The sequence below is a fragment of the Mesorhizobium sp. WSM4845 genome (assembly GCF_055811455.1).
Genome location: NZ_JBVVQA010000036.1, coordinates 39,201 through 62,077 on the forward strand (window position 1 = coordinate 39,201; position 22,877 = coordinate 62,077).

Consider the following 22,877-nt stretch of genomic DNA (forward strand, 5'->3'; position numbering starts at 1 on the left):
TGAATTTGTTCGGATGTCAACGGCGGCAATCCGAGCGTGGCACGGATTTCGGGCGATCAGTTCGGCACGGTTAAGGAAAGGTTGAGAGCGGGTTTCTCTGTTTCCGCGCTGGCTGCGTGCGGGGAAACACGGTCGCTGGTGATCAGCCCGTTAGGTGTGTCGGGATTCAGGTCAGGCCGCGCCGACAATGGTAGCTTCCGAGAACCGGAGCGGAGCGTACTTCAGTACGTGAGCCCACATGACCCCGAAATCAAGATCGATTTCGGTCATGCGCGAAATCAAAGTTCTACAGCGTCCTTTGCGCGCCCAAGAGGGCGCGCGGCGCTGTAGGGAAGCGCAGGAAACCGCCGTTCGCAGGCCGGCTGAATATCGATACACCTAAAGCGGAACAACCTTGCCGTCGGCGAGCGTGACGCGACGGTCCATGCGCGAGGCAAGCTCGTGATTGTGGGTGGCGATCAGCGCCGCCAGGCCCGACTGCCGGACCAGCGCCCCCAGTGCCTCGAACACATAGGAAGCGGTGACCGGGTCGAGGTTGCCTGTCGGCTCGTCGGCCAGCAGCACCAGCGGCGCATTGGCGACGGCGCGGGCGATGGCGACGCGCTGTTGCTCGCCGCCGGACAGTTCGGACGGCCGGTGCTGCGCGCGTTTGCCGATCTGCATGTAGTCGAGCAGTTGCGCCGACCGCTCGGCAGCCTCCTTGCGCGTCAGCCCTTTTATCAGTTGCGGCATCATGATGTTTTCCAGCGCCGTGAACTCGGGCAGCAGGTGATGGAACTGATAGACGAAGCCGACATCGTTGCGGCGGATCGCCGTTCGCTCGTCGTCGGAAAGCCGCCCGCAGGCGCGGCCGGCCAGAATGACATCGCCGGCGTCCGGCCGCTCCAGCAGTCCGGCGGTGTGCAACAGCGTCGATTTGCCGGTGCCCGAAGGCGCCACCAGCGCCACGATCTCCCCGCGCTTCAACGAAAAATCGGCGCCGTTGAGGATGGTCAGCTTGCGCGGCCCCTGGACATAATGCCGCTCGACGCTCTTCAGCTCGATAATGGCATCGGCCATCATTCGTACCTCAGCGCTTCGACCGGATCGAGCCTGGCCGCGCGCCATGCCGGAAACAGCGTCGCCAGGAACGACAGCACCAGCGCCATCAGCACCACCGAGATCGTCTCGCTGGCGTCCATGCGGGCAGGCAACTGGCTCAGGAAATAGAGCTCGGGATTGAACAGCCTTTCGCCGGCCAGCCAGGAGAAGAACTGGCGAATGCGCTCGACGTTCAGGCAGATGACGACGCCGAGCAGGACGCCGGCGAGGGTGCCCACCACGCCGATCGCCGCCCCCGTCATCAGGAAGATGCGCAGGATCGCGCCGCGCGTGGCGCCCATGGTGCGCAGGATGGCGATATCGTGGCCCTTGTCCTTGACCAGCATGATCAGCCCCGAAATGATGTTGAGCGCGGCAACCAGCACGATCAGCGTCAGGATCATGAACATGACGTTGCGCTCCACTTGCAGCGCATCGAAGAATGTCCGGTTTCGTTCTCGCCAGTCGACCATGGTTATCGGCCGCTGCGATGCCTCCTCGACCTTCGGCTTCAGCGCGTCGACATTGTCGGGATTGTCGACATAGATCTCGATCGCCTGGGCCCGGCCATCCATGTTGAAATAGAGCTGCGCTTCCGAAAACGGCATGTAGACGATGGAGCTGTCATATTCCGACATGCCGACCTCGAAGATCGCCGTGATCGGGTAACCCTTCATGCGCGGTGTCGTGCCGAGCGGCGTGACATCGCCGTCGGGGGCGATAAGCGTGATGGTGTCGCCGAGCACAAGACCAAGATTGTCGGCCATGCGGCTGCCGATGGCGACGCCCTCGCCTGTGTCGAAGCCGGCGATCGAGCCCTGCTGGATATTGTTGGCGACGATTGAAATCTTGCCCAGGTCCTCGCCGCGTATGCCGCGCACCAGCGCCCCCGACCCGCCGCCGACATTGCCTTGCGCCAGCACCTGGCCGTCGATCAGCGGAATGGCGTATTGGACGCCGGGCACGCCGTTGATGCGGCCGGCGATCTGCGCATAGTCCTCCAGCGGCATGTCGAGCGGCTGCACGATCAGATGGCCGTTGACGCCGAGGATGCGCGTCAGAAGCTCGGCGCGAAAGCCGTTCATGACAGCCATCACGACGATCAGCGTGGCGACGCCCAGCATGATGCCGAGGAACGAGATCGAGGCAATGACGGAGATCACCGTCTCCTTGCGGCGCGAGCGCAGATAGCGCCACGCGACCATGCGTTCAAACACGGAAAAAGCTCCGGCGGCCATGGGTTTAGCTGCTGCCGCTCCACTCATCCGGCAAAACCGAAGCGTTTCTTCACGTCTTCGATCGGCAGCGTCTCACGCTCGCCGTTCCTGCGGTTCTTGATCTCGACCTCGCCGGCCGCCACGCCGCGCGGCCCGACGATCACCTGCCACGGCAGCCCGATCAGGTCGGCTGTGGCGAACTTGCCGCCCGGCCGCTGATCGGTGTCGTCGTAGAGCACGTCCTTGCCGACGGCGACAAACGCTGCATAGAGTTCATCGCAGATGCGGTCGCAGTCGGCGTCGCCGGCTTTCATATTGATCAGGCCGATGTCGAAAGGCGCCACCGCCTCCGGCCAGATGATGCCGTTGTCGTCGTGGCTGGCCTCGATGATCGCCGCCACCAGCCGCGTCGGGCCGATGCCGTAGGAACCTCCGGAAGCAAAATGATCCTTGCCGTCGGGCCCGGTCACCTTGGCGCCCATCGGCTTCGAATATTTGTCGCCGAAATGGAAGATGTGGCCGACCTCGATGCCGCGCGCCGAGACCCGGTCGCTTGTCGCGACCTTCTCCCACGCCGCCTCGTCGTGCATCTCGTCGGTCGCCGCATAGGGCGTCGTCCATTTCTTGACGATGTCGCCGATCTCGGCATCGTTGGAGAAGTCCGTGTCCGCCCCCGGCACATCAAGTGCGAGATAGTCGCGATGGCAATAGACCTGGCTCTCGCCGGTGTCGGCCAGGATGATGAATTCGTGGCTGAGGTCGCCGCCGATCGGCCCGGTGTCGGCACGCATCGGGATTGCCTGCAGCCCCATGCGCGTGAACGTCCTGAGATAGGACACGAACATCCTGTTATAGGCCGCCCTGGCGCTTTCGAAGTCGAGATCGAAGGAATAGGCGTCCTTCATCAGGAACTCTCTGCTGCGCATGACGCCGAAGCGCGGCCGCACCTCGTCGCGGAATTTCCACTGGATGTGATAGAGATTGAGCGGCAGATCCTTGTAGGACTTAACATAGGCGCGGAAAATCTCGGTGACCACCTCCTCGTTGGTCGGCCCATAGAGCATGTCCCGATCCTGCCGGTCCTTGATGCGCAGCATCTCCTTGCCATAGTCGTCATAGCGGCCGCTTTCGCGCCACAGCTCGGCCGACTGGATGGTCGGCATCAGGATCTCAAGCGCGCCGGCCCGGTCCTGCTCCTCGCGAACGATCCGGCAGACCTTGTCCAGCACCCTCTTGCCCAGCGGCAGCCAGGAAAAACTGCCTTGCCCCTGCTGGCGGATCATGCCGGCGCGCAGCATCAGCCGGTGCGAGACGATTTCGGCCTCGCGCGGATTTTCTTTAAGGATAGGCAGGAAATAGCGCGACAAACGCATGGACCGGTCCGTGAGAGAGAGGATTGCCGCACCGGAATCGGCGCAGCGCAGGCTTGCTTGCCCCGGCTTCATAGCCATTTCATGACGGAATGGAAACCCGCCTCCCCCAAGCCAACTGGCAGCCAACTGGGCGCCCGATGGGGCGTCGCAAAGGCGCCGCAGTGCCGCGTTCGCCTTGCTGGTCGTTTCGCAAGCAACGCCTGCCATACTATTGTGCAGTGCAGCACGAGATTGCTTATTTCCGGGCAAAATTCTGCGTGACATTTTCACCCGGCTTGGTCTAATGTGCGCCGATAAACGAGAGGGCGGAAAGAAATCTGCTCTCCTACGCGGTCAAAGTCTTGGGAGGATGCGATCTAGGCGCGGTTACTCGCTGCCGCCGGATACCGGAAACAGATCGGACGCGTTTAATTGCAAGGCCTCGTGCCTTGCATTTTTTTTGTGCAATCATTTGGTTAGCACGACAAATTGCTAAACCGCTTTACCTGGCGCCAGCACAGCCGGTTCGGAACCTGCATCGGCTTCCAGCCCGGATTGGTGCTCGCATGCAAGATGTGGCCAGCCGTACCCGGCGGTCTAGTTTTCGGGACTCCGGCTGAAATCCGGCACGATGTGCGGGATGTCGTCGATGCCGAGGCCGAGCCCCCGCGTCATGCCATAAAAGATGCCAAGTAGAACCAGCGTGACGATCGTCGTCCGCAGCACCGCGCGCAGCATATGCGGTCCGCGCGGCGCGCTGGATACCGTGCCCAGCGTCACGTCCTCATCCTCGTCCTGCGTCCTCAGGCTGAACGGCAGGATGGCGAACAGCACCACCCACCATGTGATGAAGAACAGGGCGAGAAATGAAACCCAGCTCATGCTTGCTCCAGTTCGACCAGCGTGCCGAAGAAATCCTTGGGATGCAGGAAAAGCACCGGCTTGCCGTGCGCGCCGGTCTTCGGGTTGCCGTCGCCAAGGACGCGGGCGCCGCTGGCCTTGAGGTGATCTCGCGCGGCAAGAATGTCGTCGACCTCATAGCACAGATGATGCATGCCGCCCGAGGGGTTCTTCTCGAGGAATGCCGCGATCGGCGAACCCTCACCAAGCGGCTCCAGCAATTCGATCTTGGTATTGCCGACATCGACGAACACCACCGTCACGCCATGCTCCGGCAACGCCTGCGGCGCCGTCACCCGAGCGCCGAGCGTGTCGCGATAGGCCGCTGTCGCCGCAGCCAGATCCGGCACGGCAAGCGCGACATGGTTCAGGCGTCCAAGCATTGGTTTTCCTCAGGGCAGTAAGGCAACAGGGCAGTATGGGAGTAGGGAAAAACGACTTTCTCCCCCTACTGCCGTACTGCCCTACTCCCCTCTTCCCTTACCTTGTGACGAACACCGTCACCAGCGGCTTCTTGCCCCAGGCTTCATTGGCGGCGCCACGGACGGCGCGGCGCACTGCCTCCTGCACGAGGTCGAGATCTCTTCGGCGCTGACGGGGGATGGAGTCCACGGCGCCGACTGCCGCATCGATCATCAGGTCCTCCAGGCTCTCGCCGCGGCCATCGGCCTCGGCGACGCCGATGGCGACCAGATCGGGATCGCCGGCGAGCTCATATTTGTCGTCGAGCACGACATTGACCGCGACATGGCCGGCGAAAGACAGCTTGCGCCGGTCGCGAATGCCCATCGCCTGGTCGGTGCCGATCAGCCTGCCGTCCTTGTAGATGCGGCCGAACGGCACCTGGTCGATGATCGCCGCCGCACCGGGATAGAGCCGCAGCATGTCGCCGTTGCGCACCTGCGCCACCTGGCCGATGCCGGACACCGACATCAGCGATCCCTGCGCCACCAGATGCGCCGCCTCGCCATGCACGGGAACGCCGATCTGCGGCCGCACCCATTCATACATCTTGCGCAGCTCGCTGCGGCGCGGATGGCCCGAGACATGCACCAGCGCATCACCGTCCTCGATGATCTTGATACCGAGATCGATCAGGCGGTTCTTGATCTCAAGGATATCCTTCTCGTTGCCGGGAATGGTACGCGAGGAAAACACCACCGTATCGCCTGCCGTCAGCGACACCGATTTCATCTCCTCGCGCGACAGTTTCGCCAGCGCCGCAAGCGGCTCGCCCTGGCTGCCGGTGCAGATGATGACGAGGTTTTCGCGCGGGATGAAGCCAAAGTCCTCCTCGGCGATGAATTCGGGCAGCCCATCCATGTAGCCGAGTTCGCCGGCAACATCGATGACCCGCTTCAGCGAGCGGCCGAGCACCAGGCACTGCCGGCCGGCATCGCGTGCCGCCTTGGCAATGGAGACGATGCGTCCGACATTGGAGGAAAAGGTGGTGACCGCAACGCGGCCCTTGGCGCTCTGGATGACGCCCTTGAGGCCCTCGCCAACCGCGACTTCCGACGGCGACACCCCTTCCCGCAGCGCATTGGTGGAATCGCAGATCAACGCCAGCACGCCCTTGTCGCCATAGGCGCGAAAGCGCGCCTCGTCGGTCAGCGGACCGATCGTCGGCGCCGGATCGATCTTCCAATCACCGGTGTGGATGACGGTGCCGGCCGGCGAGGTGATCGCCAGCGACATCGGCTCGGGGATCGAATGCGCGACCGGGATGGCCTCGATCTCGAACGGGCCGACGCTGAACTTTTCACCGGCGCGGTAGATCGTCACCGGGATCTTTGGTGCGCCCTGCTCGCCCTGCCGCTTGGCTTCCAGCAATCCAGCGCCGAACGGCGTCATCCAGACCGGCGCCTTGAGCTTCGGCCATGTGTCGAGCAGCGCGCCGTAGTGGTCCTCATGCGCGTGCGTGATGACGATGCCACGCAGATTGGCGATGTTCTCCTCGATGAAGCGCGTGTCAGGCAGCACCAGGTCGACGCCAGGCAGGCTGGCATCGGGAAAGGTCACGCCGACATCGACGACGATCCAGTCGCGCGCATTGGCCGGCCCGTAGCCATAGAGGGCGAAGTTCATGCCGATCTCGCCGACGCCGCCAAGCGGCACGAAGACGAGTTCGGCGTTTTCCGCTGTCGCCATGATCATTCCTTTCCTGGCCGGTCAACCCAAGCCCGTCAAACTCTGGGGCCAGTCAAACCTGAGCCCGTAAAAAACTTGGCCTGTCAAAACCTTGGCCTGCCAAACCTGGGGGGCCTGTCAAACCTGGGCCGACGCGACCGCACCGAAATGCACGTCGCCGGCGGCGATCGTCAGAACCGAACCCTCATCGTCGCGGATCACGAAACGGCAGTCCTCGTCAATGGTCTCGAACGTGCCGCGCACCACATTACCGTCAATTCTGACAGCAACCTGCCCGCCAAGCCCTGCCGCACGCGCCAGCCAGCGCCGCCTGACGGCGGCCAGCCCGCGCCCATCGTTCCACAGCCGCGCATTCTCGCTCCAGGCATCCGACAGCGCCAGAAACAATGTCTCGGCATCGCAAGCAGCGCCCAGCGCGCCAAGCGATGTCGCGGGATAAGGCAAATCCTTGGGGTATGCCACCACATTGACACCGATGCCGACCGCCACCGCAAAGCGATCGCCTTCGAGTATCGCCGATTCCAGCAGGATGCCGGCAAGCTTGGCGCCGGAGGCAAGCACATCGTTCGGCCATTTCAGCTCGAAACGGTTTTTTCCATCGCTGCCGCCGTCGAGGCCGATTGCGATCCTGCCCTTCGGCACGACGGCGTCGAGCGCATCGGCCAGCGCCAGCCCGGCGACGAAGCCGAGCGTCGCGGCCAAGCGAAGCTCGGCATTGGTGACCACCAGCAGGGTCGCCGCCAGATTGCCCTCGGGCGTCGCCCAGACCCGGCCGCGCCGGCCACGCCCGCTTTCCTGTTTTTTCGAAACGACCCAGAGCTTGCCCGGATCTCCCGCCCGCGCACGGTCGAGCGCCAGCGCATTGGTCGAACCGACCGTGTCATGTGCCTCGAGCCGGAACCCTTCCGAGGCCGCTGTTGGAGCCAGCCGAAACGCCATCCCGTCAGAAGAATGTCTTGGCGGCGGCTTCGGCATAGGTGCCGATCGGCCCGCCGATCAGCACGTAGAACAGCACGAAGGCGCCGCAGACGCCAAGCACGATGCGAAGCTCGGTCGCCATCGGCACGAAGCCGCCGACCGGTTCGTCGAACCACATGATCTTGATGATCCGCAGATAATAATAAGCGCCCACCACCGAGGCCAGCACGCCGATGATCGCCAGCGCGTAGAGGTTGGCGTTGATGGCGGCAAGGAACACGTACCATTTCCCCCAGAAGCCGGCGAGCGGCGGAATGCCGGCCAGCGAGAACATCAGGATGGTCAGGATCGTCGCCATGATCGGATTGGTCGATGACAGCCCGGCGAGATCGCCGATCTGTTCGACATTGCCTTCCTTGCGCCGCATGGCGAGGATGAAGGCGAAGGTGCCGAGCGTCATCACCAGATAGATCAGCATGTAGATGGCGACGCCGCGCACGCCGGCCTGGCTGTTGGCGGCGAGGCCGACCAGGGCGTAGCCCATATGGCCGATCGAGGAATAGGCCATCAGCCGCTTGATGTTGGTCTGGCCGATAGCCGCAAAGGCGCCGAGCAGCATCGAGGCGATCGAGATGAAGACGATGATCTGCTGCCAGTCGGCGGCGATCGGCTGGAAGGCGTCCATGGTGACGCGCACGATCAGCGCCATCGCCGCCATCTTCGGCGCCGCAGCGAGGAAGGCCGTCACCGGCGTCGGCGCGCCTTCATAGACGTCGGGCGTCCACATGTGGAACGGCACCGCCGATATCTTGAAGGCAAGGCCGGCCAGCACGAAGACCAGGCCGAAGACCAGGCCAAGCTGCCGCTCGCCGCCGCCAAGTGCTGCGGCGATCTCCTGGAAGCCGGTGTTGCCGGTGTAGCCGTAGACGAGGCTGATGCCGTAGAGCAGCATGCCCGACGACAGCGCGCCGAGAACGAAATATTTCAACCCCGCCTCGGTCGAGCGCAGATTGTCCCGGTTGATCGCCGCCAGCACGTAGATCGCCAGCGACTGCAGTTCGAGGCCGAGATAAAGCCCGATCATGCCGTTGGCCGAGATCATCAGCATCATGCCGAGCGTGCACAGCAGGATCAGCACCGGATACTCGAACTTGTCGAAATGCTCCGCCTTGGCGAAGCGCATCGACATGACCAGCGTCACCGCCGACCCGATCAGCGCCAGCACCTTCATGAAGCGGGCGAAGGGATCCTGGACGAAGGCTTCGCCGTAAGCGTTGCCCTGCCCGGTGGAAAGGATCGTCCAGAGGCCGGCAACCACCAGGACGGCGACGGCAAGGCCGCTGACCGTGGTGGTGGTGTTGGCGCGCGAATAGGCGCCGAGCATCAGCAGCGCCAGGGCGCCGACGGCGAGGATCAGCTCTGGCGTCGACAGCGACAGGCTGGAGAGAAGGTCCGGCGTCATGGTTCGCAAACCTCTCGGGTCAGTTCGCCGCCGCGGTCTGCGCGGTGTCGATGGATGCGGTGACATTGGTGACGAGCGCCTTGACCGATGCGGCGGTCGCGTCGAAGACCGGCGCCGGGTAGACGCCGAAGAAGATGACCAGCACGGCCAGCGGGTAGATGATCACCTTCTCGCGCGTCGACAGGTCGAGCAGGCCTTTCAGGCTGTCCTTGGTCAGCGCGCCGAAGATCACCCGGCGATACAGCCACAGCGCATAGGCCGCCGACAGGATGACGCCGGTGGCGGCGAAGAACGCCACCCAGGTGTTGACCCGGAACACGCCGAGCATGGTCAGGAACTCGCCGACGAAGCCGCTGGTGCCGGGCAGGCCGACATTGGCCATGGTGAAGATCATGAACACGGTGGCGTATTTCGGCATGTTGTTGACCAGCCCGCCATAGGCGTCGATGTCGCGCGTGTGCATGCGGTCGTAGATGACGCCGACGCACAGGAACAGCGCGCCGGAGACCAGGCCGTGCGACAGCATCTGGAAGATCGCCCCCTGGACGCCTTCCTGGTTCATCGCGAAGATGCCCATGGTGACGAAGCCCATATGGGCGACCGACGAATAGGCGATCAGCTTCTTCATGTCCTCCTGCATCAGCGCCACCAGCGAGGTGTAGATGATGGCGACGACGGACAGCGCGAAGACCAGCGGCGCAAACATCTCCGAGGCGATCGGAAACATCGGCAGGGAGAAGCGCAGGAAGCCATATCCGCCCATCTTAAGCAGGATGGCGGCCAGGATCACCGAACCGGCCGTCGGCGCCTCGACATGCGCGTCCGGCAGCCAGGTGTGCACCGGCCACATCGGCATCTTCACGGCGAAAGACGCGAAGAAGGCGAGCCATAGCCAGGTCTGCATGGAGGCCGGGAAGTTGTGCGTCAGGAGCGTCGGGATGTCGGTGGTGCCGGACTGGAAGAACATCGCCATGATGGCAAGCAGCATCAGCACCGAGCCGGCCAGCGTGTAGAGGAAGAACTTGAACGAGGCGTAGACGCGCCGCTTGCCGCCCCACACGCCGATGATGATGAACATCGGGATCAGGCCGGCCTCGAAGAAAACATAGAACAAGACGATGTCGAGCGCGCAGAACACGCCGATCATCAGCGTCTCCAGCAGCAGGAAAGCGATCATGTAGGCCTTGACGCGCTTCTCGATCGATTCCCACGAAGCCAGGATGCAGAGCGGCATCAGGAAGGTGGTCAGGATGACGAACAGCATGGAGATGCCGTCGACGCCCATATGGTAGGAGATGCCGGAATCCAGCCAGGCAAACTTCTCGACGAACTGGAAGCCGGGCTCCGCATTGTCGAAGCCGGTCCAGATGAACAGCGAGATGATGAAGGTGATACCAGTCGTCCACAAGGCAATGGCGCGGATGTTGCGGCGGGCATTCTCGCTGTCGTCATTGATCAGCAGAATGAACAGCACACCAACCAGCGGCAGGAAGGTGACCAGCGAGAGGATCGGCCAGGCGGTCATCAGAGCATCATCCAGGTGACGAATGCGGCAACGCCGATCAGCATGGCGAAGGCATAGTGATAAAGGTAGCCGGTCTGCAGCTTGACGACCCGGTTGGTGACGTCGACGACGCGCGCCGAAACCCCGTCAGGACCAAGTCCGTCGATCACGGTGCCGTCGCCGGTCTTCCACAGAAAATGGCCGAGGCGTTTTGCCGGCCGCACGAACAGGAAGTCGAAAAGCTCGTCGAAATACCACTTGTTGAGCAGGAAGGCGTAGAGCCCGCGATGCTGCGCCGCGAGGTTCTTCGGCATCTCCGGCGCGCGGATGTAGAATTGCCAGGCAATCGCAAAGCCGATCAGCATGGCGACGAACGGCGCCAGCTTCACCCAAAACGGCACTTCGTGGATATCGTGCAGGATGTGGTTGTCCGGCAGCGTGAACAGAGACGCCTTCCAGAACTCGGCATAGCCCTCGCCGATGAAGGCGCCATGGAAGATCACGCCGGCCAACAGCGCGCCGGCCGCCAGGATGTACAGCGGCACCAGCATGACCGGCGGCGATTCATGGACGTGGTGCATGACCTCGTGGCTCGCCCGCGGCTGGCCGTGGAAGGTCATGAAGATCAGCCGCCAGGAATAGAAGCTGGTGAAGCAGGCGGCGACGACCAGCAGCACGAAGGCAAGGCCGGCGACCGGATTGTGCGCGGCAAAGGCGCTTTCGATGATCGCGTCCTTGGAGAAGAAGCCGGCGGTGCCGATGACCGTCACCGGAATGCCGACGCCGGTCAGCGCCAGCGTGCCGATCACCATCATCCAGTAGGTCTTCGGAATGAGCGTTCTGAGGCCGCCCATCCTGCGCATGTCCTGCTCATCAGAGACGGCGTGGATCACCGAGCCCGAGCCGAGGAACAGCAGCGCCTTGAAGAAGGCATGCGTGAACAGATGGAAGATCGCCGCGCCATAGGCGCCGACGCCGAGCGCCACGAACATGTAGCCGAGCTGCGAGCAGGTCGAATAGGCGATGACGCGCTTGATGTCGTTCTGGACGAGGCCGACGGTCGCCGCGAAGAAGGCGGTGAAGGCGCCGATGAAGGTGACCACGATCAGCGCCGAATGCGACAGTTCGAACAGCGGCGACAGCCGCGCCAGCATGAACACGCCGGCCGTCACCATCGTGGCGGCATGGATGAGCGCCGAGACCGGCGTCGGGCCTTCCATGGCGTCCGGCAGCCAGGTGTGCAGCGGCACCTGCGCCGACTTGCCCATGGCGCCCATGAACAGCAAGAGGCAGACGACGGTCATCGCAGCCTGCTTGTCGAGGGCATAGCCGAGGAAGGTCAGCACGGCAGCGCCCTCCGGCGCGCCTTCGGCCGGAATGAACGTCGCCGCATTGGCGAAGATGGTGCCGAGATTGACCGAGCCGAACAGCACGAACACGCCGAAGATGCCGAGCGCGAAACCGAAATCGCCGACGCGGTTGACGACGAAGGCCTTGATCGCGGCGGCATTGGCCGACGGCTTCTTGTACCAGAAGCCGATCAGCAGATAGGAGGCGAGGCCGACGCCTTCCCAGCCGAAGAACATCTGCACGAGGTTGTCGGCCGTCACCAGCATCAGCATGGCGAAGGTGAACAGCGACAGATAGGCGAAGAAGCGCGGCCGGTTCGGGTCGTGATGCATGTAGCCGATGGAGTAGATGTGGACCAGCGCCGACACCGTGTTGACGACGACCAGCATCACCACCGTCAGCGTGTCGATGCGCAGTGCCCATGCGGCTTCCAACCCGCCCGACTGGATCCAGCGCAGCACCGGCACGGTGAACACCTCGCCCTCGCCGAAGCCGACGGCGAAGAAGGCGACCCACGACAGCACGGCTGATATCACCAGGAAGCCGGAGGTGATGTATTCGGACGCCTTGGCGCCGAGCGACGTGCCGAACAGGCCGACGATCAGGAAGCCGAGCAGAGGAAGGAAGACGATGGCCTGATACATGGTGGTTTCCGTCAACCCTTCATCATGTTCACGTCTTCGACCGCGATCGAGCCGCGGTTGCGGAAGAAGACGACGAGAATGGCGAGGCCGATCGCCGCTTCAGCCGCTGCGACCGTCAGCACGAACAGCGCGAACACCTGTCCGACGAGATCGCCTAGCGCTGCCGAGAAGGCGACGAAATTGATGTTGACCGCAAGCAGGATCAGCTCGATCGACATCAGGATGACGATGATGTTCCTGCGGTTGAGAAAAATGCCGAACACGCCGAGCGTGAACAGGATCGCCGATACGGTCAGATAATGTGCGATGCCGACGACCATCTCAGATTCCTTCGCCCGTCTTGACCTTGCGGATTTCCATTCCCGTTGCCGGCGTGCGGCCGACCTGGGCGGCGATCGACTGCCGCTTGATGCCCGGCTTGTGGCGCAGCGTCAGCACGATGGCGCCGATCATGGCGACCAGCAGCACAAGGCCGGCAATCTGGAAGTAGTAGAGGTAGTCGGTGTAGAGGATGTCGCCGAGCGCTGCCGTGTTCGAGCGCGCGGCAAGGTCCGGAATGGGTTTTGCAACCGTCGCCGCCAGTTGCGGCGCGAATGTATAGCCGCCGAGCACGACGATCAGCTCAGCCGCCAGGATCAGCCCGACCAGCGCGCCGATCGGCGCGTATTGCAGGGCGCCTTCTTTCATCTCGGCGAAATCGACGTCGAGCATCATGACGACGAACAGGAACAGCACCATGACCGCGCCGACATAGACGACGAGCAGGATCATCGCCAGGAACTCGGCGCCGGTCAGCATGAAGAGGCCCGCGGCATTGAAGAAGGTCAGGATCAGGAACAGCACCGAATGCACGGGATTGCGCGCCGAAATGACCATGAACGCCGATGCCACCGCGACAAAGGCGAAGAGGTAGAAAAAGGCCGCCTCTAGTCCATTCAGCATGGGTTCCCCCGGGTTCCTGTCCGAACAGGACGTTCGTCCTGTTCGATGTGTGCTTCGTTCCGCCTCCGGTGCCGAAGCCGCGTGTTCCTTAGACGAGGCCTCTCGCCCCGTCCATGCGTCAAATGTCAGCGGTACGGCGCGTCCAGCGAGATGTTGCGCGCCAGTTCGCGCTCCCAGCGGTCGCCATTGGCCAGGAGCTTGTCCTTGTCGTAATAAAGTTCCTCGCGCGTCTCGGTCGCGAATTCGAAATTCGGCCCTTCGACGATGGCGTCGACCGGGCAGGCCTCCTGGCAGAAGCCGCAATAGATGCACTTCACCATATCGATGTCGTAGCGCACGGTGCGGCGGGTGCCGTCGTTGCGGCGCGGGCCGGCCTCGATGGTGATCGCCTGCGCCGGACAGATCGCCTCGCACAATTTGCAGGCGATGCAGCGTTCCTCGCCGTTCGGATAGCGGCGCAGCGCATGCTCGCCGCGGAAGCGCGGGCTGGTCGGCCCCTTCTCGTGCGGATAGTTGATCGTCTCCTTCGGCGCGAAGAACTGGCGCATCGACAGGAAGAAAGCGCTGACGAAATCCTGCAGCAGCAGGGATTTTGCGGCTTGGGCTAGAGCAGACATCACGCAAACCCCGTGATCTTGAGGAACGCGGCGACAATCACCACCATCGCCAGCGAGATCGGCAGGAAGACCTTCCAGCCGAGCCGCATCAGCTGGTCGTAGCGGTAGCGCGGCACGAAGGCCTTCACCATCGAGATCATGAAGAACACCAGGCAGACCTTGAGCACGAACCAGATCAGCCCCGGCACCCAGGTGAAGGGAGCGAAATCGAAGGGCGGCAGCCAGCCGCCGAGGAACAGGATGGTGGCCAGCGCGCACATCAAGACGATGGCGACATACTCGCCGAGGAAGAACAGCAGGAACGGCGTCGACGAATATTCGACCATATGGCCGGCGACGAGTTCCGATTCGGCTTCCACCAGGTCGAAGGGCGGGCGGTTGGTCTCGGCCAGCGCAGAGATGAAGAAGATGACGAACATCGGGAACAGCGACAGCCAATGCCAGTCGAGGAAGGTGTTGGGCAGGCCAACCCTTGTGCCAAGGCCGTCCTGCTGCGACAGCACGATGTCGGACAGGTTGAGCGAGCCGACGCAAAGCAGCACCGTGACTATGACGAAACCGATCGAGACCTCGTAGGACACCATCTGCGCGGCCGAGCGCAGCGCGCCGAGGAACGGATATTTCGAGTTGGACGCCCAGCCGCCCATAATCACGCCATAGACCTCGAGCGAGGAGATGGCGAAGACATAGAGGATGCCGACATTGACGTTGGCGATCGCCCAGCCCTCATTGACCGGGATCACCGCCCAGGCCGAGATCGCCAGCACCGCCGAAACCAAGGGCGCCAGCAGAAAAACGCCCTTGTTGGCGCCGGACGGAATCACCGGCTCCTTGAACACGAACTTCAGAAGGTCGGCGAAAGCCTGCAGCGTGCCCCATGGGCCGACGACGTTCGGGCCGCGGCGCAGCTGCACCGCCGCCCAGATCTTGCGGTCCGCGTACAGGATGTAGGCGACGAAGATCAACAGCACGACGATCAGCACGACCGACTTCAGCAGGATGAGAAGCGCCGGCAGCGCGTAGAAGGAGAAGAAGGTGTCCATGCTATTCCGCCGCCTGCCTAAAACCGTTTTTCGCCAGCGCCGAGCACTCCGCCATCACTGCGGAAGCCCGCGCGATCGGGTTGGTCAGGTAGAAATCCTTGACCGGCGAGGTGAAGGCGCCCTTGCCAAGCCGCCCGCCAAGCTTCGCCACCTTGGCGATATCGTCAGCATTGCCGGCCGCGACCTGGTCGATGCGGGCAAGATGCGGGTATTCGCCATAGAGTTTTGCGCGCAGCTGCGGCAGCGAATCGAACGACAATCTCTTGCCCAGCACATCCGACAGCGCCCGCAGGATCGCCCAGTCCTCGCGCGCATCGCCCGGCGCGAAGCCGGCGCGGTTGGTCTGTTGCACCCGGCCCTCGGTGTTGACGTAGGTGCCCGATTTTTCGGTATAGGCGGCGCCCGGCAGGATGACGTCGGCGCGGTGCGCGCCGTGGTCGCCATGCGTGCCGATATAGACGACGAAGGCGCCGCCGGTGCTGGCCATGTCGATCTCGTCGGCGCCGAGCAGGAACAAAACGTCCATCTCGCCCAGCATACCGGCGACGTTCTTGCCGCCCTCGCCCGGCACGAAGCCGACATCGAGACCGCCGACACGCGCCGCCGCAGTGTGCAGCACGGCAAAGCCGTTCCAGTCGGCTCTCGCGGCATTGACGGCCAGGCTGAGCTTCGCCGCCTGGCCGAGCACGGCCGCGCCGTCCGAGCGCGACAGTGCGCCCTGACCGACGATAACAAGCGGATGCGTCGCCTGCTTCAGCACCTGGAAGAATTTGCCGTTGCCGTCGGCCAGATCCTTCAGCGATTCCGGTCCGGCGCCGAGCTGCTCATAGTCGTAGCGCGTATCGCCGACATCGCCGATGACGGCGACCGGCAGGTTGCCGAACCGCCAGCGCTTGCGGATGCGGGCGTTGAGCAAGGACGCCTCGAAGCGCGGATTGGCGCCGATGATCAGCACCGCGTCGGCCTGCTCGATGCCCTCGATGGTCGGGTTGAAGAGATAGCTTGCCCGGCCGAGCGACGGATCGAGCGCGGCGCCATCCTGGCGGCAGTCGGTGTTCTTCGAGCCGAGCGAGGCCATCAGCAGCTTCAGCGCATAGATCTCCTCGACGGCGGCGAGATCGCCTGATATGGCGCCGATCTTGTCGGGCGCGGTTCGCGACACCGCTTCCTTGATCGCGGAAAAAGCCTCGGCCCAGCTTGCCGGAGCCAGCTTGCCGTTCTTGCGGACATATGGCCGGTCGAGGCGCTGGGTGCGCAGACCGTCCCAGATGAAGCGGGTCTTGTCGGAAATCCACTCCTCGTTCACCGCCTCGTTGGTGCGCGGCAGGATGCGCATCACCTCGCGGCCTCTGGAATCGACGCGGATCGCCGAGCCGACGGCGTCCATCACATCGATGGATTCGGTCTTGGTCAGTTCCCACGGCCGCGCCTGGAAGGCGTAGGGCTTGGAGGTTAGCGCGCCGACCGGGCAAAGATCGATGACGTTGCCCTGCAGTTCCGATGTCATCGCGCTTTCGAGATAGGTGGTAATTTCGGCGTCCTCACCGCGGCCGATCAGGCCGAGTTCGGAAATGCCGGCAATTTCGGTGGTGAAGCGGACGCAGCGCGTGCAATGGATGCAGCGGTTCATGATCGTCTTGACCAGCGGCCCGATATATTTGTCTTCGACCGCCCGCTTGTTCTCGTGATAGCGCGAGGAATCGACGCCGAACGCCATCGCCTGGTCCTGCAGGTCGCACTCGCCGCCCTGGTCGCAGATCGGGCAATCGAGCGGATGGTTGATCAGCAGGAATTCCATCACGCCTTCCCGGGCCTTCTTGACCATCGGCGTGTTGGTGAAAATTTCCGGCGTTTCGCCATTTGGTCCCGGACGCAGATCGCGCACGCCCATGGCGCAGGACGCCTGCGGCTTGGGCGGCCCGCCCTTCACCTCGATCAGGCACATGCGGCAATTGCCGGCGATCGACAGCCGCTCATGGAAGCAGAAGCGCGGCACTTCGGCGCCGGCGTCCTCGGCTGCCTGCAGCAGCGTGTAGTGGTCGGGTACAGTAATCTCTTTCCCGTCGACCTTGAGCTTTGCCATCAATTGCCCCCGGCGGTCTTCGCCGTCTCATATGCCTGGAACAGGTCTTCAAGGCTGATGCTGTTGATCATCATGCCCGCAACCTGCGCGTTTTCTATCTTCACGTTGCTCATGTTCACGTTGGTGAAATACGCGTTCGAAAGATTGGCGTCTTCCACCTTGGTGTTGCTCAGGTTGGTGCGGCGGATCCTGGCCGCCGACAGGTTGACGTCGTGAAACCGGGTGTTCGACATGTTGACGTCATCGAAACTGGAATTGCTGACGATGGCGTTGCGCACGTCGAGAACATCGCGCCTGTCGTGGACCTCCATCGCGTCGCCTACCTCTCGGCCTTGGCGGCCAGCGCCGCCGCCTGGCCAAGCCAGTTGTCGCGACCGATGCGGCCCTTGAACGACAGATAATCGTCGACCCAGGCGATCTCTTCCGGCGTCCATGTCGCGATCTGGCCGTAGGTCCAGATGCCCAAGCCGTTCAGCACCTGTTCCAGCTTCGGCCCGATGCCCGATATTGCCTTGAGGTCTGCCGGGTTTTCCGGACGATCCATTGCCTTGGGCTGCTTGAAATCCTCCGGCATCAACCCGGCCGGTGCGGCAGCCGCATCCACCACGCTGCGTGCATCATCCATGCTGTTCGCGGCTATGTCATTCACGTTCCTGGCGAAGGACTGCGCCTCGGCGATCAAGGTTTTCGTCGCCGCGCGCGCCTTGGTCGAGGAGCTTGTCCCTGTCTGCGAAAAGCGTTCTACCCTGGCATCGAAATCGTCGACGATCGGCTGGAAGAGCCGCTGCGAGGCCTCGGCGGCTCCCGAGAGCACGCCCATCCACAACCCAAAGGCATGATTGGCAAGCCCGATGCAGAGCGCCGACATCGCTGCCGCACCCGCGACAGGGTGCGCCAGGAGATTGACGGCGCTGGCCATCTCCTTCGGCATCATCCTGGTCAGGTCCTGGTTCATCTTCTCGAACGGGTCCAAATCTGGCATCAAATGTTCGGGTCTCGAATTCAGCGACATAGGTAGTCTCCTGGTCGTTTCTTCCGTATGCCCCGGCCTGTTTCCTCAAATCGGGCACTTGCCCGTATTTCAGATCGGGCATTCGCCCGTATTTCAGATCGGGCTCTTGCCCGTATCTCAAATCGGGCATTCGCCCGTCTTTCAACTCTCGTCTATTCCGCCGCCACCATCACCGGCTCTGCCCGGTGCGCATTGCGCGAAAACTCGTCGATACGCCGCTCCACCTCGCCGCGGAAATGCCGCATCAGGCCCTGGATCGGCCACGCCGCCGCATCGCCCAGCGCGCAGATCGTGTGGCCTTCGACCTGTTTGGTCACGTCGAGCAGCATGTCGATCTCGCGCTTCTGCGCCTCGCCGCGCACCAGCCGCTCCATCACCCGCCACATCCAGCCGGTGCCTTCGCGGCACGGTGTGCACTGGCCGCAGCTCTCGTGCTTGTAGAAGTAGGAAAGCCGGGCGATCGCCTTCACGATATCTGTCGATTTGTCCATGACGATGACAGCCGCCGTGCCGAGACCCGATTTCAGGTCGCGCAACGCATCGAAATCCATCGGTGCATCGATGATCTGCTCCGCCGGCACCAGCGGCACCGAAGCGCCGCCCGGAATGACCGCCAGCAGATTGTCCCAGCCGCCGCGAATGCCGCCGCAATGCGTCTCGATCAGCTCGCGGAACGGGATCGACATCGCCTCTTCGACGGTGCACGGCGTATTGACGTGGCCCGAAACGCAGAACAGCTTGGTGCCGACGTTGTTGGGCCGGCCGAACGACGAGAACCACGCCGCGCCGCGGCGCAAAATGGTCGGCGCCACCGCGATCGACTCGACATTGTTGACCGTCGTCGGGCAGCCATAGAGGCCGACATTGGCCGGAAACGGCGGCTTCAGCCGCGGCTGGCCCTTCTTGCCTTCGAGGCTTTCGAGCAGCGCCGTTTCCTCGCCGCAGATATAGGCGCCGGCGCCATGATGCATGTAGATGTCGAAATCGTATCCGGAGGTATTGTTCTTGCCGATCAGCCTGGCCGCATAGGCCTCGTCGATAGCGCGCTGCAGCGCCTCGCGCTCGCGGACGAACTCGCCGCGCACATAGATGTAGGCGGCGATCGCGCCCATGGCGAAGCCGGCGATCAGGCAGCCTTCGACCAGCGTGTGCGGGTCATGGCGCAAAATGTCGCGGTCCTTGCAGGTGCCGGGCTCGGATTCATCGGCGTTGACGACGAGATAGCTCGGCCGGCCGTCGCTCTGCTTGGGCATGAACGACCATTTCAGCCCGGTCGGGAAGCCGGCGCCGCCGCGGCCGCGCAGGCCTGACGCCTTCATCTCGTTGACGATCCAGTCGCGCCCCTTGGCGATGATGCCGGGCGTGTTGTCCCAGGCGCCGCGCGCCATCGCACCGGCCAGCGACTTGTCGAAGCGGCCGTAGATGTTGTTGAAGATGCGGTCTCTGTCCTGAAGCATTGTTCGTCCCTCAGACCGGTTTCTTGCCGAAGACGCGGATATATTCGGCGACCCCGCCCTTGGCCAGCGCCTTGGCCTGCTTGACCCAGTCATCGCGCTCGATGCGGCCCCGCAGGCTGAGATAGCCGTCGACCCACGCGCGCTCGGCCTTGGTCCATGACGCGACTTGCACATAGGTGAAGATACCAAGTGAATGCAGGGTGCCTTCGATATTCGGGCCGACGCCCGAGATCAGCTTGAGATCGTCGACCAGTGCCGGCCTGGCGATGCCGGCCGGACGGTTCTTGTCCTCGAGCGAAGGATTGCCCGTCTTGGCACTGGTCGTCTTGACGGGTTTTTTGCCGGCAGCGCCGATCGGCGCTTCCTTCAACTCCGGCGCCTTGAAAGCAGCCGTCGGCTCAGCCTTGGTCTTGGGACCGCTGCGCTGTTTCAAAACTTTTTCGACTTGCGGCGCGGCCTTGTTGGCATTGGCCGCCGAATGCCGCGGTGCTCTGACGCTCGCCGCCTTTTCCGTCTCTGGTGCGACCTTTGCCGGGGAAGGCGTCTCCAGCGCCGGGCTGGTTTCGGGCGCATCGGTCTTCGGCTTGCTGGCTTTCGACGGCGCAACGGGGGCCGCCGGTGCCTGTACGGCCGGAGCCGCTGGCGTCGCGACAATTGCCGCTGGTGCAGCCGCCCTGGCGGCCTTGGCAGCCGCCTTGGCTTCCCTGTCGCGGGTGGTCTTCAGGATTGCCTTTTCGCTCTTCAGCGTCGTCAGGCCGGTGATCGGCTCGGAGGTGATGCGGCCGTTCTGCGGCCCCGGCTTCACCGAGGCGCCCTTGCCGGCATCATAGAGGTCGATGATCTCGGCAAGCCGCTCCGGCGTCAGATCCTCGAAAGTGTCCTTGAAAATCATCACCATCGGCGCGTTGACGCAGGCGCCAAGGCATTCGACCTCTTCCCACGACAGCGTGCCCTTGTCGTTGGTGTGGAACTGGTCGTGATGGATTTTCGAACGGCACACGTCCATCAGCGCTTCCGAGCCGCGCAGCATGCAGGGCGTGGTGCCACAGACCTGGATATGCGCGCGGGTGCCGACCGGATTGAGCTGGTACTGCGTGTAGAAGGTCGCGACTTCGAGCCCTCTGATGTAGGGCATGCCGAGCATGTCGGAGATCGTCTCGATCGCAGCCTTGGTCACCCAGCCTTCCTGCTCCTGCGCAAGCATCAGCAACGGGATGATCGCCGACTGCTCGCGGCCCTTCGGATATTTGTTGATCCATTGCTTCGCCGCCGCCGCATTCGCCCGGTTGAAGGCGAAGGAGGCTGGCTGGAGGCTGGCTTCTGCGAGACGGCGGACTGACATTTATCGATCGACCTCACCAAACACGATGTCGAGGGAGCCGAGAACGGCGGTGACGTCGGCCAGCATGTGGCCGCGGCACAAAAAGTCCATGGCTTGCAGATGCGCGAAGCCGGGCGCGCGCAGCTTGCAGCGATAGGGCTTGTTGGTGCCGTCCGAGACCAGGTAGACGCCAAACTCGCCTTTCGGCGCTTCCACCGCCGCATAGACCTCGCCGGCCGGCACGCGATAGCCCTCGGTGTAGAGCTTGAAGTGATGGATCAGCGCTTCCATCGAGCGCTTCATCGCCGCGCGCTTCGGCGGCACCACCTTGCCGTCGAGGTTCGACACCGGTCCCGTGCCCTCCTTGCCGAGCAGCAGGTCGACGCACTGGCGCATGATTTTCGCCGACTGGCGCATCTCTTCCATGCGCACGAGATAACGGTCGTAGCAGTCGCCGTTCTTGCCGATCGGAATGTCGAAATCCATCTCGGCATAGCATTCGTAAGGCTGCGACTTGCGCAGATCCCAAGCGACACCGGAGCCGCGCACCATGACGCCGGAAAAGCCCCAGGCCCAGGCGTCGGCCAGCGAGACGGTGCCGATGTCGACATTGCGCTGCTTGAAGATGCGGTTGCCGGTGAGCAACGCGTCGAGGTCGTCGAGCGATTTCAGGAACGGGTCGATCCACGTGCCGATATCCTCGACCAGCTGCTGCGGCAGGTCCTGGTGGACGCCGCCGGGCCGGAAATAGGCGGCATGCATGCGCGAGCCGCTGGCCCGCTCATAAAACACCATCAGCTTTTCGCGCTCGACAAAACCCCATAGCGGCGGCGTCAGCGCGCCGACATCCATTGCCTGTGTCGTCACATTGAGGATGTGCGACATGATGCGGCCGATCTCGCAATAGAGCACGCGGATCAGCTGGCCGCGCTTCGGCACCTCGATGCCGAGCAACCGCTCGGCGGCCAGCGCAAAGGCATGCTCCTGGTTCATCGGCGCGCAATAGTCGAGCCGGTCGAGATAGGGCACGGCCTGCAAATAGGTCTTGGCTTCGATCAGCTTCTCGGTGCCGCGATGCAACAGCCCGATATGCGGATCGACGCGATCGACGACTTCGCCGTCCAACTCAAGAACCAGCCTCAAAACACCATGCGCTGCAGGGTGTTGAGGTCCAAAGTTGATGTTAAAATTGCGGACGGAGGTTTCAGCCATTCTGGCGTCTCAATTCGTCTTGGCTTTTTCGTCGCCTGGAAGGACGTAATCCGTCCCCTCCCAAGGGCTGAGAAAATCGAAATTGCGGAATTCCTGTTTCAATTCCACCGGCTCGTAGATGACCCGCTTGGCCTCGTCGTCGTAGCGCACCTCGACGAAACCGGTCAGCGGGAAATCCTTGCGCAGCGGATGACCTTCGAAGCCGTAGTCGGTCAGGATCCTGCGCAAATCGGGGTGGCCCGAGAACAGCACGCCATAGAGATCGTAGGTCTCGCGTTCGAACCAGTCAGCGCCCGGAAACACACCGGTGATCGACGGCACCACCGTCTCCTCGTCGGCCTGGACCTTGATGCGGATGCGAATATTCTGCTTCGGCGACAGCAGGTGATAGACGACATCGAAGCGCTTGGCCCGCGATGGATAATCGGCGCCGCAGACGTCGATGATCGAGATGAACTGGCATTTTGGATCGTCGCGCAGGAAGCTCACAACCTCGATCAGATCCTGCGGCTCGACCGAGATGGTGAGTTCGCCATAGGCAAGCACCGCATCGCCGATCCGGCCGCTCAGCTTCTCGCCGAGATAGGTCGAGAGTTCATTCAGGCTCATCAT

21 protein-coding genes are annotated in these 22,877 nt (G+C 63.1%); all 21 read right to left on the reverse strand.

The genetic code is table 11. The features are described 5' to 3' along the window. Positions 1-378 precede the first annotated feature (378 nt). A complete protein-coding gene (locus AC0L2C_RS29185) occupies positions 379-1,059 on the reverse strand; it encodes an ABC transporter ATP-binding protein (protein ID WP_036269595.1) in 681 nt (226 codons plus the stop codon). Then, entirely contained in the window at positions 1,059-2,345 is a 1,287-nt protein-coding gene (locus tag AC0L2C_RS29190) for a lipoprotein-releasing ABC transporter permease subunit (protein WP_023798872.1), read from the reverse strand. Before AC0L2C_RS29190 ends, AC0L2C_RS29185 begins: the two co-directional genes overlap by 1 nt. Continuing rightward, positions 2,342-3,670 (reverse strand): proline--tRNA ligase, encoded by a 1,329-nt coding sequence (proS, locus tag AC0L2C_RS29195; protein ID WP_128173880.1) that lies wholly within the window; start codon positions 3,668-3,670, stop codon positions 2,342-2,344. The genes AC0L2C_RS29190 and proS overlap by 4 nt, the downstream gene beginning before the upstream one ends. 576 nt (positions 3,671-4,246) lie before the next feature. Next, positions 4,247-4,531 carry a DUF1467 family protein gene (locus tag AC0L2C_RS29200; protein ID WP_023798870.1) on the reverse strand — a complete coding sequence of 95 codons (285 nt, stop codon included), beginning with the start codon at positions 4,529-4,531 and terminating at the stop codon, positions 4,247-4,249. Beyond that, entirely contained in the window at positions 4,528-4,932 is a 405-nt protein-coding gene (gene mce / locus AC0L2C_RS29205; RefSeq protein ID WP_023798869.1) for a methylmalonyl-CoA epimerase, read from the reverse strand. The genes AC0L2C_RS29200 and mce overlap by 4 nt, the downstream gene beginning before the upstream one ends. A gap of 97 nt (positions 4,933-5,029) precedes the next feature. Then, on the reverse strand, positions 5,030-6,700 hold the full coding sequence (locus AC0L2C_RS29210) for a ribonuclease J (protein WP_473525066.1): 1,671 nt from the start codon (positions 6,698-6,700) through the stop codon (positions 5,030-5,032). A 117-nt stretch (positions 6,701-6,817) separates the two neighbouring features. Then, positions 6,818-7,639, reverse strand: a complete 822-nt coding sequence (locus tag AC0L2C_RS29215) for a biotin--[acetyl-CoA-carboxylase] ligase (protein ID WP_128173882.1) — start codon at positions 7,637-7,639, stop codon at positions 6,818-6,820. Between the two features lie 4 nt (positions 7,640-7,643). After that, positions 7,644-9,080 (reverse strand): NADH-quinone oxidoreductase subunit NuoN, encoded by a 1,437-nt coding sequence (gene nuoN, locus AC0L2C_RS29220; protein ID WP_023798866.1) that lies wholly within the window; start codon positions 9,078-9,080, stop codon positions 7,644-7,646. Between the two features lie 19 nt (positions 9,081-9,099). After that, positions 9,100-10,605, reverse strand: a complete 1,506-nt coding sequence (locus AC0L2C_RS29225) for an NADH-quinone oxidoreductase subunit M (protein ID WP_023798865.1) — start codon at positions 10,603-10,605, stop codon at positions 9,100-9,102. Continuing rightward, positions 10,605-12,578 (reverse strand): NADH-quinone oxidoreductase subunit L, encoded by a 1,974-nt coding sequence (gene nuoL / locus AC0L2C_RS29230; RefSeq protein ID WP_023798864.1) that lies wholly within the window; start codon positions 12,576-12,578, stop codon positions 10,605-10,607. The genes AC0L2C_RS29225 and nuoL overlap by 1 nt, the downstream gene beginning before the upstream one ends. A gap of 11 nt (positions 12,579-12,589) precedes the next feature. Continuing rightward, positions 12,590-12,898 carry an NADH-quinone oxidoreductase subunit NuoK gene (gene nuoK / locus AC0L2C_RS29235; RefSeq protein ID WP_023798863.1) on the reverse strand — a complete coding sequence of 103 codons (309 nt, stop codon included), beginning with the start codon at positions 12,896-12,898 and terminating at the stop codon, positions 12,590-12,592. A gap of 1 nt (position 12,899) precedes the next feature. After that, positions 12,900-13,520, reverse strand: a complete 621-nt coding sequence (locus AC0L2C_RS29240) for an NADH-quinone oxidoreductase subunit J (RefSeq protein ID WP_091594336.1) — start codon at positions 13,518-13,520, stop codon at positions 12,900-12,902. Between the two features lie 125 nt (positions 13,521-13,645). After that, on the reverse strand, positions 13,646-14,137 hold the full coding sequence (nuoI, locus tag AC0L2C_RS29245) for an NADH-quinone oxidoreductase subunit NuoI (protein ID WP_023798861.1): 492 nt from the start codon (positions 14,135-14,137) through the stop codon (positions 13,646-13,648). After that, positions 14,137-15,180, reverse strand: a complete 1,044-nt coding sequence (gene nuoH / locus AC0L2C_RS29250; protein ID WP_473525067.1) for an NADH-quinone oxidoreductase subunit NuoH — start codon at positions 15,178-15,180, stop codon at positions 14,137-14,139. Before nuoH ends, nuoI begins: the two co-directional genes overlap by 1 nt. A gap of 1 nt (position 15,181) precedes the next feature. Continuing rightward, on the reverse strand, positions 15,182-17,263 hold the full coding sequence (nuoG, locus tag AC0L2C_RS29255) for an NADH-quinone oxidoreductase subunit NuoG (RefSeq protein ID WP_473525068.1): 2,082 nt from the start codon (positions 17,261-17,263) through the stop codon (positions 15,182-15,184). After that, positions 17,263-17,574 carry a pentapeptide repeat-containing protein gene (locus AC0L2C_RS29260; protein WP_473525069.1) on the reverse strand — a complete coding sequence of 104 codons (312 nt, stop codon included), beginning with the start codon at positions 17,572-17,574 and terminating at the stop codon, positions 17,263-17,265. The genes nuoG and AC0L2C_RS29260 overlap by 1 nt, the downstream gene beginning before the upstream one ends. A gap of 8 nt (positions 17,575-17,582) precedes the next feature. Beyond that, positions 17,583-18,275, reverse strand: coding sequence for an NADH-ubiquinone dehydrogenase (locus AC0L2C_RS29265; RefSeq protein WP_128173885.1), 693 nt, complete (start codon positions 18,273-18,275; stop codon positions 17,583-17,585). A 152-nt stretch (positions 18,276-18,427) separates the two neighbouring features. After that, positions 18,428-19,732, reverse strand: a complete 1,305-nt coding sequence (gene nuoF / locus AC0L2C_RS29270) for an NADH-quinone oxidoreductase subunit NuoF (protein WP_023798856.1) — start codon at positions 19,730-19,732, stop codon at positions 18,428-18,430. 10 nt (positions 19,733-19,742) lie between these two features. Then, on the reverse strand, positions 19,743-21,074 hold the full coding sequence (locus AC0L2C_RS29275) for an NADH-quinone oxidoreductase subunit E (RefSeq protein ID WP_023798855.1): 1,332 nt from the start codon (positions 21,072-21,074) through the stop codon (positions 19,743-19,745). Beyond that, a complete protein-coding gene (locus AC0L2C_RS29280) occupies positions 21,075-22,265 on the reverse strand; it encodes an NADH-quinone oxidoreductase subunit D (protein WP_128166991.1) in 1,191 nt (396 codons plus the stop codon). Between the two features lie 9 nt (positions 22,266-22,274). Beyond that, a complete protein-coding gene (locus AC0L2C_RS29285) occupies positions 22,275-22,874 on the reverse strand; it encodes an NADH-quinone oxidoreductase subunit C (protein ID WP_287174710.1) in 600 nt (199 codons plus the stop codon). Between the last annotated feature and the right edge of the window lie 3 nt (positions 22,875-22,877).

Excerpts from the sequence above, each read along its gene's own strand:
- nuoF (WP_023798856.1), bottom strand. The coding sequence starts at position 19,732 with ATGCTTCAGGACAGAGACCGCATCTTCAACAACATCTACGGCCGCTTC.
- AC0L2C_RS29265 (WP_128173885.1), bottom strand. The coding sequence starts at position 18,275 with ATGTCGCTGAATTCGAGACCCGAACATTTGATGCCAGATTTGGACCCG.
- AC0L2C_RS29240 (WP_091594336.1), bottom strand. The coding sequence starts at position 13,520 with ATGCTGAATGGACTAGAGGCGGCCTTTTTCTACCTCTTCGCCTTTGTC.
- AC0L2C_RS29225 (WP_023798865.1), bottom strand. The coding sequence starts at position 10,605 with ATGACCGCCTGGCCGATCCTCTCGCTGGTCACCTTCCTGCCGCTGGTT.
- nuoL (WP_023798864.1), bottom strand. The coding sequence starts at position 12,578 with ATGTATCAGGCCATCGTCTTCCTTCCTCTGCTCGGCTTCCTGATCGTC.
- AC0L2C_RS29190 (WP_023798872.1), bottom strand. The coding sequence starts at position 2,345 with ATGAGTGGAGCGGCAGCAGCTAAACCCATGGCCGCCGGAGCTTTTTCC.
- AC0L2C_RS29215 (WP_128173882.1), bottom strand. The coding sequence starts at position 7,639 with ATGGCGTTTCGGCTGGCTCCAACAGCGGCCTCGGAAGGGTTCCGGCTC.
- AC0L2C_RS29260 (WP_473525069.1), bottom strand. The coding sequence starts at position 17,574 with ATGGAGGTCCACGACAGGCGCGATGTTCTCGACGTGCGCAACGCCATC.
- proS (WP_128173880.1), bottom strand. The coding sequence starts at position 3,670 with ATGCGTTTGTCGCGCTATTTCCTGCCTATCCTTAAAGAAAATCCGCGC.
- AC0L2C_RS29285 (WP_287174710.1), bottom strand. The coding sequence starts at position 22,874 with ATGAGCCTGAATGAACTCTCGACCTATCTCGGCGAGAAGCTGAGCGGC.
- nuoK (WP_023798863.1), bottom strand. The coding sequence starts at position 12,898 with ATGGTCGTCGGCATCGCACATTATCTGACCGTATCGGCGATCCTGTTC.
- AC0L2C_RS29210 (WP_473525066.1), bottom strand. The coding sequence starts at position 6,700 with ATGGCGACAGCGGAAAACGCCGAACTCGTCTTCGTGCCGCTTGGCGGC.
- nuoI (WP_023798861.1), bottom strand. The coding sequence starts at position 14,137 with ATGTCTGCTCTAGCCCAAGCCGCAAAATCCCTGCTGCTGCAGGATTTC.
- AC0L2C_RS29280 (WP_128166991.1), bottom strand. The coding sequence starts at position 22,265 with ATGGCTGAAACCTCCGTCCGCAATTTTAACATCAACTTTGGACCTCAA.
- AC0L2C_RS29275 (WP_023798855.1), bottom strand. The coding sequence starts at position 21,074 with ATGTCAGTCCGCCGTCTCGCAGAAGCCAGCCTCCAGCCAGCCTCCTTC.
- nuoN (WP_023798866.1), bottom strand. The coding sequence starts at position 9,080 with ATGACGCCGGACCTTCTCTCCAGCCTGTCGCTGTCGACGCCAGAGCTG.
- mce (WP_023798869.1), bottom strand. The coding sequence starts at position 4,932 with ATGCTTGGACGCCTGAACCATGTCGCGCTTGCCGTGCCGGATCTGGCT.
- nuoH (WP_473525067.1), bottom strand. The coding sequence starts at position 15,180 with ATGGACACCTTCTTCTCCTTCTACGCGCTGCCGGCGCTTCTCATCCTG.
- AC0L2C_RS29200 (WP_023798870.1), bottom strand. The coding sequence starts at position 4,531 with ATGAGCTGGGTTTCATTTCTCGCCCTGTTCTTCATCACATGGTGGGTG.
- AC0L2C_RS29185 (WP_036269595.1), bottom strand. The coding sequence starts at position 1,059 with ATGGCCGATGCCATTATCGAGCTGAAGAGCGTCGAGCGGCATTATGTC.
- nuoG (WP_473525068.1), bottom strand. The coding sequence starts at position 17,263 with ATGGCAAAGCTCAAGGTCGACGGGAAAGAGATTACTGTACCCGACCAC.